This window comes from Flavobacterium sedimenticola (genome assembly GCF_030053345.1).
GTDB classification, from domain to species: Bacteria; Bacteroidota; Bacteroidia; order Flavobacteriales; family Flavobacteriaceae; genus Flavobacterium; species Flavobacterium sedimenticola.
In genome coordinates, this window is sequence record NZ_JASGBP010000007.1 from 16,719 (window position 1) to 30,902 (window position 14,184).

General features: G+C 34.3%; 11 protein-coding genes. 1 reads left to right on the plus strand and 10 read right to left on the minus strand.

Going from position 1 to position 14,184, the window contains the following annotated elements:
- Positions 1-92 precede the first annotated feature (92 nt).
- The gene (locus QHT84_RS10725) at positions 93-929 is read left to right on the plus strand and encodes an alpha/beta hydrolase family protein (protein ID WP_283239564.1); all 837 of its coding nucleotides are present in this window, start codon (positions 93-95) and stop codon (positions 927-929) included.
- Positions 930-1,049: 120 nt separating this feature from the next.
- On the opposite strand, the gene QHT84_RS10730 is transcribed toward QHT84_RS10725, so the two are convergent.
- The 10 genes from QHT84_RS10730 to QHT84_RS10775 form a co-directional block, all read right to left on the minus strand.
- A complete protein-coding gene (locus tag QHT84_RS10730) occupies positions 1,050-1,463 on the minus strand; it encodes a hypothetical protein (protein ID WP_283239565.1) in 414 nt (137 codons plus the stop codon).
- 272 nt (positions 1,464-1,735) lie between these two features.
- Entirely contained in the window at positions 1,736-4,909 is a 3,174-nt protein-coding gene (locus QHT84_RS10735) for a T9SS type A sorting domain-containing protein (RefSeq protein ID WP_283239566.1), read from the minus strand.
- A gap of 134 nt (positions 4,910-5,043) precedes the next feature.
- The gene (locus QHT84_RS10740) at positions 5,044-5,610 is read right to left on the minus strand and encodes an ankyrin repeat domain-containing protein (protein WP_283239567.1); all 567 of its coding nucleotides are present in this window, start codon (positions 5,608-5,610) and stop codon (positions 5,044-5,046) included.
- A 22-nt stretch (positions 5,611-5,632) separates the two neighbouring features.
- Positions 5,633-6,250 carry a hypothetical protein gene (locus QHT84_RS10745; RefSeq protein WP_283239568.1) on the minus strand — a complete coding sequence of 206 codons (618 nt, stop codon included), beginning with the start codon at positions 6,248-6,250 and terminating at the stop codon, positions 5,633-5,635.
- A 14-nt stretch (positions 6,251-6,264) separates the two neighbouring features.
- A complete protein-coding gene (locus QHT84_RS10750; RefSeq protein WP_283239569.1) occupies positions 6,265-8,055 on the minus strand; it encodes a T9SS type A sorting domain-containing protein in 1,791 nt (596 codons plus the stop codon).
- A 20-nt stretch (positions 8,056-8,075) separates the two neighbouring features.
- Positions 8,076-9,272 carry a hypothetical protein gene (locus tag QHT84_RS10755; protein ID WP_283239570.1) on the minus strand — a complete coding sequence of 399 codons (1,197 nt, stop codon included), beginning with the start codon at positions 9,270-9,272 and terminating at the stop codon, positions 8,076-8,078.
- Between the two features lie 125 nt (positions 9,273-9,397).
- Positions 9,398-9,952: a hypothetical protein gene (locus QHT84_RS10760; RefSeq protein WP_283239571.1), complete on the minus strand. Its 555-nt coding sequence runs from the start codon at positions 9,950-9,952 to the stop codon at positions 9,398-9,400.
- A 21-nt stretch (positions 9,953-9,973) separates the two neighbouring features.
- A complete protein-coding gene (locus tag QHT84_RS10765) occupies positions 9,974-10,789 on the minus strand; it encodes a crotonase/enoyl-CoA hydratase family protein (protein ID WP_283239572.1) in 816 nt (271 codons plus the stop codon).
- A gap of 45 nt (positions 10,790-10,834) precedes the next feature.
- Positions 10,835-11,872: a T9SS type A sorting domain-containing protein gene (locus tag QHT84_RS10770; RefSeq protein WP_283239573.1), complete on the minus strand. Its 1,038-nt coding sequence runs from the start codon at positions 11,870-11,872 to the stop codon at positions 10,835-10,837.
- Positions 11,872-14,184: a VPS10 domain-containing protein gene (locus QHT84_RS10775; RefSeq protein WP_283239574.1), complete on the minus strand. Its 2,313-nt coding sequence runs from the start codon at positions 14,182-14,184 to the stop codon at positions 11,872-11,874. The genes QHT84_RS10770 and QHT84_RS10775 overlap by 1 nt, the downstream gene beginning before the upstream one ends.

Here is a 14,184-nt window from a genome sequence, read left to right on the forward strand (position 1 = left end):
CACTACTTTTCCTCGTAAGATTTAATAGCATAGCAGTTAGTTCCCCGTTGTATTACATGACGTTGACTGAAGATAAATACGAATAAATAGTGATGAAACAAATTGAGATTAAAACTTTGAGCAATAATCTGATAACGGCTCAAATTTATGGTACTAAAAAGGATTCGGTTTTAATTATTTCTTCGGCAACCGGAGTCAAACAAAATTTTTACAGAAGATTTGCTGATTTTGTATCAGGTCTCGGAATAACAGTAATCACTTTTGATTATTCGGGAATTGGTTTTTCACTTAAAGTTCCGATACAGCAAATAAAAAGTAGTGCCTCCGATTGGGGTAAAAACGATTTAGAAGCTGTTATACGATACACAAAAAAAAAATATCCGGACGCAAAAATTACGTTGTTAGGGCATAGCATAGGCGGACAAATTATCGGTTTGGCTAAGTCCTCTGCTGAAGTTCAAAAAGTAATTTTGATAGCCGCTCAAAGTGGCTATTGGAAGTTATGGAAAGGATTTGATCGAGTACTAATGTGGACCAATTGGCATGTCCTTTTTCCGGCACTTATCAATTTGTTTGGTTATATGCCTTCGAAAAGGATAAGCGGAATGGAAAATTTGCCAAAGTTTGTAGCAAAGCAATGGAGTAGTTGGGGACGCAAACCAAACTATCTTTTTGATGAAGTTTCGGAACAAGATTTATTTTTCAATGATATCACAACAAAAGTGGTTGCCATTAGCATAGAGAATGACTTTTATGCACCCAAAGCAGCGGTTGATTTTTTTACTGAAAGATATAAGAACGCAGTCATTACAAAACTGCATTTAAGCCCCAAAGACTTCAACACGAAAGACATTGGCCATTTCGGAATCTTTCGTGGAAAGTTTGAGAGCAGTTTATGGAAACTTTTATATAACGAAATTGATAAATAATCTTGATAATTTTTGATTTTAGTTTGAACTAATTTTTTTATTCCCTTTGAACAAAATATCTACCAAAGCCACTTTTTACGCTCTTATAATTACCAATTAATAGTGTTACATAATGTGTTTTTAGCCGTTGCGGTTAATTTTTTTGGAAATCTGAAGTTCAATTATTGCGACTATTGATACTATTAAAATTTCAAACAGCAGATAAATCCAACCCCAAAAGGTAATAGGGTTAAAATAGTAAAATGCTAACGTAAGTGACAGTAAACAATAGGCTAGGTTCCCAGAGGCTATTATGTTCAATTTTAAGCTGTAATTCTTCTTGAAGAAAAGAAAGCAGCCCAAATCATAAATTGCAAATCCAATAGGAGGTATAGTCAAAATGAATAGCATTTGTCCGGGAATGCCAAATATTTTTTCTAGTTTGAATAAAATGCTACTCAATAAAAATGCAGAAATCAAGGCTCCGAAACCATCTGCTAAAAAAATGTATTTTGGATTTGAAGTGAAATACTGTATTGTTTTTTTATAGGACATAGGATAGCATTAGTAATTCTTTTACAATTCAGTTATATTATTCTTTAGGAAAATTTTCAATTGACACTTTTTAAATAAACACTTAAAAAAGATTTTAACCAAATTGAAGGTTCCTTACCCTGTGAAATGCAGGTGTGGCAATATTTAAGTCAATTTACACTAGTAGGAAGAAGTTTGTTTACTTGTCATAATAAATTGCTTTTTTTGTAGTTAATATTGCCACTTAAAGCTGCATTAAATAGATTAAGAACAGTTGATTGTCTTAATTTAGATTATTTTATGATTAGTTTTTTTGAATTGATATAGTTTTCGGTCTTCATTTGATAAAAGTATATGCCAGTAGAGAGCCCCTTAGTATCAATTACAATTGAGTTATTACCTTCGGGATAAAAATCATCTGTTAATGTTGAAATATAGTTTCCTAAATTGTTGTACAGCATAATTTGAACTCTGTTAGCTTGTTTTAAATAGAACGGGATGGTTGTAATATTATTCTCTGTAGGATTTGGATAATTTTGACCTAACCAACTCGACTGTACATTATTTTCATGTTCTACAACTTGCAGTGGGTTATGAGTTGTGTAAAAAAATGTTAGACCTCCAAAAAAGTTTTGTTCATCAAAAATTTTTCCAGAAATGAGTAAATTACCATTGTCAAGAGGGGTTAAACTTTTTGGTGAAAATAATGAGTATTCGTTTCCTAGATAATTTTCTGTATCAATGGTATTTCCCCATTCATCGAGTTTCCATAATCTGGCAGATTTGAAAGGACCAATCCAATTTAAAAAGCGATAAGGAACACTGGAAAGTTCCTCGCAATCGGAAAGAATATAAATTTGATTGGAGTTGTCTATATATGAGTCGGCGTAATAGTCTTTTGTGCCGCCATTAGCTTCCCACTCAATTACTCCCTCTTGGTTAAATCTCAAGACCTTAATTTTTTGTTCAACGGAGTAACTCTGCCCTATTGAGATTAGTTTTCCATCTGATAATTTGTGAAGTGCATAAACTGTATTTAATTGTCCCGGTTCATCGTAGATAGTGGTCCATTGTTCAACACCATTGCCATTATATTTAACCAAAAACACATTTTCCTTCCCTGTAATTCTATTTCTTGTGTTTCCGGTAATATAAATTTGTTGTTCATCAATTACCATATCTATTGCCTGTGAATTTTGATTTGGTATGAGTAAACTTGAATTCCATATCAAAGATCCTTGAGGTGATAGTTTTAAGGTCAAAAGGTTGAAATTTGAAGTAAAATTTGTTTGATTGTAATTCCCTGCCAACCCTGACACGATTACAGAATTATCAGTACCAATTTTTATAGTGTTAATGCCATTTATATTTTCACCATCTTGTGGATTTCGATAGTAGTTCCAAATCTCTTCACCTTGGTCTGAGAATTTGGTTATGAATATTGAGTTTACAGTGTCAGACTCATTTTCTTTTGCGGTACCAGAAACATAAATATCATTTTCATTGTCAAGAATAACATTGTTGATGTTTGGAAGATTATATTCTTTTTCTATGCTCCATAAAAGGTTCCCATCGGGGGTGTACTTACTTAATTTTAGGGGGCCAATTTCTTCATTTACTACGTAAGTAACCACCGGTGTTTCCAATAATAATATTTCTCCGGATGAGTTTATTATTATTTCAAGATTAATTTGACTTGCCGGGTTATGTGGGTAAATTTGATTCCAGACCGTATCTCCATTCTCATTATATTTTGCGAAAAAGTGTTTTTGAACGAGTGAACCATTTTCAAATTTAAAATAATTACCGCAGGCATAAGTATTGTTTGCAGCTCCTTTTGCAATATTTGAGATTGTAATGTTAGAGGCGCCGATATTACTAAACTTAGTATTCCATTGCGAAATATTATTATTTTCGTAGGTCAATTTAAATGTTTCATAAACATTGCCTAATGTAGTGTATATCATCCCCATGGTAGTATAAATACTGTTATTGCCATCAATGCCAATATCAAAGAAATCACCAATATTTGAAAAAGGTGAAAATTCAAAAACATAACCAGCTTCATTTAAAAGTGTACCATCAGTACTAAACCTTTTCACTATCAATTTAGAATCCTGAAAGCCATTATAATACCCAATACCAGCAATAACAGGGTGATTTGTAGTATCCAGGAGTAAATCAAATTTTGAAATATCAAGACTTTCATTAGAAGTTTGAATCCAATTTATGTTGCCGTTGACATCGTATGAGATTAAAACAGTCCCATCATCTTGAAATGAGCCTCTATGTATACCCCCAACATAAATATTATCATTGCCAACTAAGATTTTATACGCTTTAGAAATTTCATATGGTGTGTTGTTTGCTATTGCAAAGGAGTAGTTTCTAATCCACAACATATTTCCATCACTATCATATTTTATAGTGCCAAATTCGTCATTATTGTTAACATCAAATGTTCCAGTTATGTATATCTCATTGTTTTTAATGGCAATATCACTTGCTACAGAATTTGTCATTAACAATGGATTATCAGGATTATCAGGCTCTGGATCTACTTCAGCAGTATGTGAATTCTTCCAAAGTTCTAGACCATTACTATCATATTTAATAGTATAATAGCTTTGAAATTGATTGCTATTCAAGCCAAATCCGGTTACTATTATGTTGTTATTTGAATCAATGGCTAATGCTGAGGGTTCATTCCATGAATTTTCAACAGTATTTTCATCAATCACACTCCATATGAGTTCCCCGCTAGAGCTGTATTTGATGACAACATATTGCAGTGAATTGTTTGTGTAAACCATACCTGCAATTATAATGTTGCTATTTGAGTCGGTAGTGATAGCGGTTGGTATGTCTAATGTATTAAGAGTTGAGTCAAAGCTCGACTCCCATATAACAGTACCGTCTAGTGAATTTAATTTAACGGTATATATATCCATATCGTTACCATTCCATTTTACACCTGAAATAATCACATTATTATTGGAATCCATTGTTAAGACTGTTCCTGATTCAACCGTAAAGGTATTTGCGGGTATTCTTGATTCCCAAACAATATTTCCACTATTGTCAATCTTAATTGTTGTTATGTTACCTTCGGGACTAAGGGTATTCGAACTTGCCCCTGTGATGTAAGTATTTCCATTGTTGTCCGTGAATTTAGCCATTGGAATATTCATTCCTTTGGTTGGAAATTCCAAGTACTGGTATTGGTTTGTAGTTTGGGTAGCATTACCTATTGCATTTTGACCGTTTCTGTAATTTATATCATTACTATATTCTCCTTTTTTTTGGCTTTTTTTGAATTTTGATAGAATACCCTGATTAGACGATAATTCATATCCTTTTAGATGCTTATAACCTTGAAGATTATTTTGTCCACGAACATAAATGTTTACAGTCAATACATAAATTAATAGAATAATTTTTTTTGAGTTTAGATTTGTTTTTTTCATAGTATTTTTTCATAGTATTTTTCATAGGCAATCGAGAGGGATTTAAAAAGGATTACCAACTATAAAACCCAACTCTAACAATTATAAACTTCCATTTAAACCCTCTGATTGCATATAATTTTAAAGAGTATTAATCATCCCTTCAATTTTCTAAATCTTGCTTTTTGAAATAGTTTTTCTACTTTTTTATGTTCTTGTCTGATTGTCAAATCTAATGGAGTAACCCCTGTATTGTTATTTGCATAGGGGTTAGCTCCATATTTTAACAGTAACTTAGCAGATTCATAATTTCCGGTCCAACCCGCATAATGTAAAGGTGTCTCATTGATACTGTCCCGAGCATCAACATTGGCACCATTTTCGAGCAGTATTTTCACAATTTTAACGTTATTGTACTCTACTCCCCAATGTAGAGGCGATAATTTATCATTGTTACTTGTATTTACATCAGCTCCAAGCTCTATAAAATATTTAACCAACTTATAGTAACTAAGCTTAGCTACCATATTTAAAGGTGTATCCCCGTTATTGTTTTTAGAATTAACATCGGCACCCAGTTGTATCGCTTTTTTTATTTCTTGTACATTACCATGCAATGATGCTTCCAGTAGGAGGGTATTAGGTGTTTTATTCTCCTGACTGTATATTACGATGTGGTAGCAAAGTAGTATTACAACGAAATGTAAGATTTTTGGTTTCATAGGAAATTTATAATCATAAAATTTAATTTCTCAGCGATATTTCAATTACTTCCCCCTCTTTGGTAATCTCCACGAATTTTTCGATACGATGGTTTTTGGTTTTCAGATATCGCTGTGTTTGATAGTAGGTCGTTGTGCCATAACCATTACTTCCTGTTCCAACAGGAACTTGTTGGTTATAGGCTTTAGTTGTTGACATAAAAGCTTGTAAAAAATATTTGCCCGGTTTCATCTCGCTAAAGGTAAACCTGCCAAACTCATCCGTTTTAGTTTCTAACCGCATTGCATACGCCTGATCGGACATATAAACGGCTGTTTTTTTATTTTCTTTTTTATCTCTCAATTGATACCAATCCATAAAATAAGGGGTGACGGGAAATAAATCAATTTTTAAATTTGCACCGTAGTCTCTGCCGCTGGCTATTGCTATTGATGTTTTGGCAAATAATACCCCTTTAATAGTGCTTTTTCCTTTCGCCAGTTGATTTTTAGCCAGTGCTTCATCAAATTTCGTTTCGGGATAAAGCGCTATTTTTTCATTTTTATTAGCTTTTCTGTTCGCTTCTGCCATTGGACTACAGCTGATGAAAAAAGATGTGGCTACCAAAAGCAGGAGTTTAATTTTTTTATAATATTTCATGATATTTAGGCTTTTTATTCTTTAATAAACCGCAGCGTAGTTACTGTTGAATTATTGTCTAATTTCATTAGATAAGCGCCAGATGGTAATCGGGATACATTTATTTGGTCATCTGAAAATATTGTTCCTGTCTGAATTGATTTACCATCAATTGCCAATATTTCATAATGGAACGCAGTATCAAAACTACTTTTCAGTATGAGAAATTCTTTGGTAGGAACGGGGTAGAGGAAAGTAGAATTTAGAGCCACCTCATTGTTAGTTAAATTGCTGTCGGTTGTAAAGTTCCATACAGCTGACCATAAACTAACATTGCCTGACATGTTTACTCGAACTCTCCAATAATATGTAGTATTTACAGAAAGTCCAGAAAAGGGTACGGTTGTATTATTCACTATACCGGATAATACGATGTTATTAAAGTTACTATCGGTAGCGCATTGGTATTCATAATTTGCTACTCCTGTGATTCCGTTCCAGACAAAGTTCCCTGTTGTTGGCTGATTTATGGTTCCATTAGCCGGTGAAATCAGAATTACACTGGTATCATACGTTATGTTTACTCCAACTACTTTTGAATATACCGGCCCCCAATTGCCGTCACTTGCCTTCGCTCTTACATTTAATAAGTTTACACCTGATGATGGTAATGAAGCGTTGGTGCTTAAGATGGTTTCCATTGCATCACTGAAATTACCATCAAAAGCTACCATCGCCAAACCATTACCTTGGCCCGGGTCAGTATTCCAAAAGTATTCGGCTTGAGTCAATTTCACAAGATTGTTTGTGTTGTTGTTTTCTGATAGACGAAATACTTTTCTGAATACGGTTCCCCAATTTCCATCGTCTGCTTTTACTCTTAATCCTAGGACATGATTGCCAATGGCAGGTAAAGAAGCACTGCTAGTAAAAATCGTTTCTATAGCTTGATTGAAATTTCCATCAAAGGCTAATAGGGCTGTTCCTTGTCCTATGCCCGGATCATTGTCCCAAAAGTATTCAGCTTGCGTAATTTTTAGAGACAGATTTGTGTTATTATTTTGGGAGAGGCGAAAAACTTTTCGATACACTGGGCTCCAATTGCCATCATTGGCTTTGACGCGTAATCCCAAGACGTGATTTCCAACGGAGGGTAAATTAGCATTATTGGTAAAAACAGTTTCCATTGCTTGGTTAAAGTTTCCATCAAACGCTAATAGTGCCGTTCCTTGTCCTACACCCGGATCATTGTCCCAAAAGTATTCGGCTTGCGTAATTTTTAGAGACAAATTCGTGTTGTTATTTTGGGAGAGACGAAAAAATTTTCGATATACCGGGCCCCAGTTGCCATCATTGGCTTTGACGCGCAATCCCAAAACATGATTGCCAACAGCAGGTAAATTGGCAGTACTGTTAAAAACCGTTTCTATAGCTTGATTGAAGTTTCCATCAAAAGCCAAAAGGGATATTCCTTGTCCTTCACCCGGATCATTGTCCCAAAAATACTCGGCCTGTGTAATCTTTACTAAATTATTACTGCTAATGCCATTTACCACTCGAATAACTTTGCGGAATACGGGTGACCAGTTCCCGTTTTCACCTTTTATGCGAACTCCTAAAACGTTACTTCCAGTTGGCGGTAAAGCAGCATTACTATTGATGACTGTTTCCAATGCGCTGTTAAAGTTGCCATCGGCAGCTACGAGCGCTATTCCTTGTCCTTCGCCGGGATCGGTATTCCAAAAAAATTCGGCTTGAATAATTTTTTGGGAATAGCCGTGCCAACAAGCGAGCAAGAGTATAGCCAATAGTTTTAAATTCTTCATATTTCTATTTTAAATATGCATTAACGGTCGAAACCATCCGCTTTAATCTCTAAAGGTGCTCCTGTAGTGGTGATTCCAAAAGGCATGTCGATATTATACACTCGAGAACTTCCGGTAATAGGGAAATAATTATTTAAACTATAAGAACCACCGTAACAGCCGGCATCACCTACAGTTAGGTCTAGGTCATAAAATTCAAAGCTTGGATCGGCACCGTTTTGAGCCAAAGTAGATGTGATGAGTTGTCCTGTTGTGGGGGTAACCGGCGCATCTGTAAGGTTTACTTCGGTACTTGTGTTAGCTATACGAATATTGCTTGTGAAATAGTAATTGTATGAACTACTAAAACCTACAACATTAAAAGTATTAGCTCTATTTACAGATCCATTAGGAGTTGAAAATTGGAATATATTATTTTTTATTGTTGCAAAAGATTCTAACCAGAGATAAGTATTATCACTAAAAACAGTTGAAGTAGAGTTGGATCTAGGTGTTATAATTGTATTATTAATAATTTTTAATTTGTAGAGTGAACTACTAAAAGTGTAATGTATAGAAAAGAAATTCGTTGTAGTTGAGTTGACTCTTGCAATAAAATTATTTATTATGTTCAAAAAAATATCAGATGTGCAAGTAATTCTTGGCGTTTTATTTCCAATAATTGACATAGTATCGTTTGACACTGAGGTGGAATTTGAAATAAAAATACTCTTGGTCTCAGTTTTCAATTCATTTCCAATTACGTTGCCATGTGATAAAAGAATACTACCGTTTTCTAAGATGTTAGAAACAATAGCGGCCTTGAATTGGTTACTGGCATTGATATCTCCGCCATTAAGTAAACAGCCCATTACATTTAATGTGGTTGGCCATCCGGTACCGTTTGCTATGATATTACCAGCCACTAAATGTGCCCCAATAATGGTCACTTTTCGGTTTACCGCAGCAGCTATGGTAACATTACCTTGTATTTTGTAGCGGTTGCCATCTTCGGCAGATAAAAACTCTAAGGCTTTATTGATTGTAAGGTCCTCAATATAGGGATTGCCTCCAATTTTTGGGTGAATGATGATGCGGTCTCCATCAACTGAAGCGGTTATGGCAGCTGAGATGCTGCTAAAGGTTCCTGTAGGACCATTTTCTTGAACTATACGATCAATAGCCCAAATTTTCATTGTTGCTACGAGCAACACAAAAGTTACGATGTTTTTTTTCATTTTTATTTGTATTAAGGTTATTATAATTTTTTCATTTTTCAAAAGAGTGGCACAGCGATTATCAACTAAACATTTAATAATATCACCTAACTAATATTACCCCCGCTGGTACCACTCTTGTTGGGTTAATAAATTTTATTGCATCCAAAGGAATACGTTGTTGCCGCTCCGTCAATACCACCGTTGACATCAAGAATTTTAGTCATTTGAATCTCTTCGGGAACTGTGACTTTGTATTGATTATTTTCAATTGTAATGATGGCTTTTTTTGTTGTTGATTGACAACCATACAACGCACTACCGGTAGTAGTAGCTGTTCCTATTGAACAGTCGATATAAATGTATTTTTCGGTGGGATTTACTAATTCACCAAAAGTGTTGTTATCTACAATGGTATATTCACCTGCACCTCTGTCAAAGAATTCACAAGTAATAGCGCTTCCTGAATATTCACCTAAGTTACCCGCACCAGACGTGGAGCATACAATTACGAATAATTGGCCATCATTGGCAGGAGTCCCGGATTGATTGCTCACTCCTCTGGTAAAAGTATAGGAACCTAATTTCCATTTTCCCGGGCCTAATCCAGTATTTGAGTTACTGTCGTTATCACTACTACATGCAAAGAGTAGAAGGGTTAATGCGAAAAGCGTTAACTTTAAAAATGGCATTTTTTTCATAATTATTTTTATTTAAGAATTTTAGTTAGCTGTTTTTTGTTTTAGCACCAGTTTTTTTTGGTTGGCCACAATCTTTTCCATTATAGCTATTGTTTTTTCATCCAAATTCATGATGCCATTCAACCAAATATCAACTATGGTTAAGAGCTCTTCTTTAGGAGGGACTTTACACGCTTTTTCGAATTCGTTTTTGGGTTTAAACAAGTCCTCCTTGAATCCTTTTAGAAGTGTGGTAATTGCACAATCTTTTTCTACACATTTCCATATTAGATTCATTTCTTCTAAGTCTTTTGCTTCCCATTTTTGATTGGATTGAATTAATTGATGGGCTTTTTCGTATCCCACTTTTCTTGTTAGAAAACTGTATGCGCCCATACCCGGAAATGTATCAAATATAGTTTCCGGAAAACTGCATTTAACCTGTTCCTCAGCTATAATATAGTCGGCAGATAAGGCGCATTCAAAACCACCTCCATAAGCGTTCCCTTCCAATAAGCATATCACGGAACAAGATGTTTCAAACGCTTTGTTAATCATGTGAACGCCTTCAACACACTTGTAAGCATAGTCTTTTAAAGCGGGATAATTATTTTGTTTGATGCAATCAATAAAAAACTCCAAATCACCACCCATATTCCAAACTGTGGGATTGGGAGACTTTATGACCAGAAACTTTATATTTTCATTGATGATTGTTTTTTTTATTTTAGGTAATTCTTCATAAAAATCACAAATCGTTTTATAGGAGTAATGCAGCTCGTGAGGAACTCCAATTTTTAACCAAAGTACACTATTGATCTTGTCGTGAGATAAATCCAAATTTTTTGTATAGTTCATAGATTAGATTGGGTATTGATTTTTGACTAGTGTTTTGGTGATTTATTAATTTTTCGTGATTTTGGTTATAATAACTTTGCCATTCTCCAGTTTGGTTTTTACTAAGTATATTCCTTTTGTCAAATTAGATGTATCCAGCTTGTTGTTAACAGGATTCATTCGATAGATTAAACTTCCGGAAGCATTGTATAACTCAACTTCTTTAACATCATAATTACTCTGAATATTCAAAAAATCATTTGTTGGAATAGGGTAAACGCTTACAAGATTTTGGTGGTTTTCGACAACACCCAAAGAACTTGATTTATTGAAGTCGGCCGTGTCTATTTGAGACGGATCATTAATCGACATGTCCAATTTTATGATAAAGCCTCTTCTGTCTTCAGCATACCAAATGAATGATTGTTTTTGATAGGCGTAACTGCCCTCTGCTTGTGTAACATTGCCATTTTCGGTGCGATGTAGTCTTATTACATTATTGATTATCACATTATCTGGGGTTATTAATGTTCCATAGCCATCAGCATTAATAGTTACATTGCCATTCACTTGAATTGACATACCACCTGAATAATCGGTGTAAGTCCGTTCAAATGTGTCGGATGTCGTTTGTCCGTAGGTTAATGGAAAACTAATTTCATTGATTGGGTTAATGTATTGGTCATTCCAGAGTTCAGTGACCGGGTTATCGGCCCATTGACCCAGGTAAACAACACCGTCATTATCTTTTTTAAAATAGTTGTACTGATTGTTTGAAGGACTGGTGTCATCTTCAGTTAAGAGTAAACAGCACAGGTTGGATTCAGAATAATCGGCATCCATAAAACCCGGATAAAATGGTGTTCCTGTTGGCTCAATAAAGCTCAAGCTATTTGTAGTAACAGCCGGATGCTCAAAATTTACACCGGAGAAATCCCAAACGATATTTTGACCTGATGGGCCAGGCGTATAATCGAGTAGTTCTATATCCAATTTATGTGCTACTAAAATATTATCACCAATTTGAAAGTAATTATTAGATGTTAATACCGGTTGACAGTAGGTTGTACAACTTACAATTAAAAAAAGGATGCAGATTTTCATTATTCTTTAACGATTTTATGATATTCAATTACGTTTTCTGTAGAAACTATTTTAATCAAATAGATGCCATTTTCTAAAGAGCTTATGTCTATGTGCTGTTGGTTGGAAATGTCTTTTATTTTTTTTCCGGACATATCATAAATGCTGAGCGTTGAAACTAAGCTATCAGAATTAGAGACTACGGTAATAAATTCCCTTGCCGGATTTGGAGAGACTATAAAGTCGTTATTTTGATCAAAATTAGGATTGGACAAACTGTTTAGTTCAATTTCATATTTCACTAGTCCTAGATCAGTTGTGTTAATGTAAACTATAGCGGATGTTGGTGTAAATTGACAGGTGGATTCTGAGGCATAAATATATTCTAATTGTCCACTTGTAATCGTGCTCCAACTCGCACCTCCATCTTCAGTGTATTTGATTGTAAGTTCGGATATTGCAGAATCATTGGATATTGCAATTATAACATTAGGGTTTGATGGTGAACAAATAACTTTGTGAGTCACAAGTCCAGTTAGTATTTGACTCCAATTAATACCGTAATTGTTACTTTGATACACTCCGTTTGATGTTCCTAATAAAATCTTATTGTTATCAGATGGATCTTTAAAAATAGAAAAAATAAAACCGTTGGAGTTCAGTAAATCATCAAGACCAGCACTTCGTTCTTCCCAGGTTAATCCGTTATCATTCGTAAAATAGATTTTACTATTTAGGGCAATAATTTTGGTGCCTTCATTAAATTGATCATGCGCTATGGCAAGAACGATGCCTGATTCTGGCAGGTTTATCGGTGTTTGTTGAATATTATCTAAATCCGCTACATTAAAATTAATCAATTCGCTATGCTCAAAATCATTAGAAAAAGAAGCCCAAACAATATTTGTATTATTAGGAGAAGAATCGACGGTATGAAGAAATTGATTTGAAATAGCAGTGAATCCGATATTTTCACCATGATCGTTACTAAAGACCATACTTGCACCTGAAAAACCAAAATTGAAACTGTAGGTTCTGCCAATTCTATTTTTATCAAAAAAATGAGAACTACTAAAATTTACATAATTTGTGATTGGAACTACAGAAATTGGTGTTACAATGTTTGATAGATTGTTAACATGAATAAATCCATTTTGGATACCGTAATACAAATGCGATTCTAAGTTATTTTCTACCACTTCCGTTTTTCCATTATTGCTTGAGAAAGTCGTTTCTATTTTTTGTAAAGTGCCTCCAAAATTTGATGAAAAAAAAGGGTAATTATTATTAGAAATAAAAATTTCATCCGAATTGAAGGGATTGAAAGTGGTTGAATATCCGAAGTAGTAACTGTTTGCATCAGTTTCTCCGTTAGGATGATTATACTGGGTGAACGTTGTAAAATTATCGTCGGTTACTACAATATCTTTTGGGGTATAGAATATACATTTATTAGGATTTTGTTTGTTATAAGTAATGTTTAAAATACCATCTTCAAAATATGATGAGTAATTAGGAATTGCAACTGTCCATGTGTCTCCATTATCCAGTGATCTGTAAAGATTTTTTTCTAGGGTATCGTAACGGCTCCCGAGTAATATTTCGCTTGAATTTATTGGATGGAATTCTAGAGCGTCAAATTCAATACCGGACATTTTTTCAGTCCAGGTTTGCCCTGCGTCATCGGATATCAATAAGCCTCCCCAATCATTAGGATCAAATCCTCCAACTCTACACATAAATAATTTTGAGGGATTTGACGGACTAATTGCTACTGACGACGGAAAAATACCGTTGTTTGTCACATTGTAATATATTTCACTCCAAGAATTGCCTGCATTATTTGAATAGTATACTCTTGCCTCTACCCCAAGTCCTATTTCATACCACTCTTGAACAATTAATATGTTAGGATTAGATTGATAAATGTCATACGATGTAATGTTGATAGTAGTACTACCCACAGGAATTGGCGCATTGTATTGCATGATTAATGTTCCACTATTTATGTCAAGTACATATATACTATTATTATTAAGATCAACTGACCCGCCATGGACAACAAAACTTAATCTATCATTTCCGAGAATTTTAAGTTTCGTAATTTGAGTTAACTTTTCAGGAAAGGTGTAAAAAAGATTCCAACTCTCTCCATTGTTATCCGATTTTAGAATGTGATTGTAAGCTGTTGTTGCAAAAACAACATTTTCAGCTGTAGGGTGGTAGGTAAAATCAAAAAGCCTTCCATATTCTTTAGAGCCTATTGATTCAATCTGTGCGTTAACTGATAGAGAGCCTATCGTTAAGAACAAGAAAAAAATTCTTTTTAACAT

Bases quoted from the DNA above. Each gene is read 5' to 3' on its own strand.
- QHT84_RS10725 (WP_283239564.1), top strand. From the start codon at position 93: ATGAAACAAATTGAGATTAAAACTTTGAGCAATAATCTGATAACGGCT.
- QHT84_RS10730 (WP_283239565.1), bottom strand. From the start codon at position 1,463: ATGTCCTATAAAAAAACAATACAGTATTTCACTTCAAATCCAAAATAC.
- QHT84_RS10735 (WP_283239566.1), bottom strand. From the start codon at position 4,909: ATGAAAAAAACAAATCTAAACTCAAAAAAAATTATTCTATTAATTTAT.
- QHT84_RS10740 (WP_283239567.1), bottom strand. From the start codon at position 5,610: ATGAAACCAAAAATCTTACATTTCGTTGTAATACTACTTTGCTACCAC.
- QHT84_RS10745 (WP_283239568.1), bottom strand. From the start codon at position 6,250: ATGAAATATTATAAAAAAATTAAACTCCTGCTTTTGGTAGCCACATCT.
- QHT84_RS10750 (WP_283239569.1), bottom strand. From the start codon at position 8,055: ATGAAGAATTTAAAACTATTGGCTATACTCTTGCTCGCTTGTTGGCAC.
- QHT84_RS10755 (WP_283239570.1), bottom strand. From the start codon at position 9,272: ATGAAAAAAAACATCGTAACTTTTGTGTTGCTCGTAGCAACAATGAAA.
- QHT84_RS10760 (WP_283239571.1), bottom strand. From the start codon at position 9,952: ATGAAAAAAATGCCATTTTTAAAGTTAACGCTTTTCGCATTAACCCTT.
- QHT84_RS10765 (WP_283239572.1), bottom strand. From the start codon at position 10,789: ATGAACTATACAAAAAATTTGGATTTATCTCACGACAAGATCAATAGT.
- QHT84_RS10770 (WP_283239573.1), bottom strand. From the start codon at position 11,872: ATGAAAATCTGCATCCTTTTTTTAATTGTAAGTTGTACAACCTACTGT.
- QHT84_RS10775 (WP_283239574.1), bottom strand. From the start codon at position 14,184: ATGTTAAAAAGAATTTTTTTCTTGTTCTTAACGATAGGCTCTCTATCA.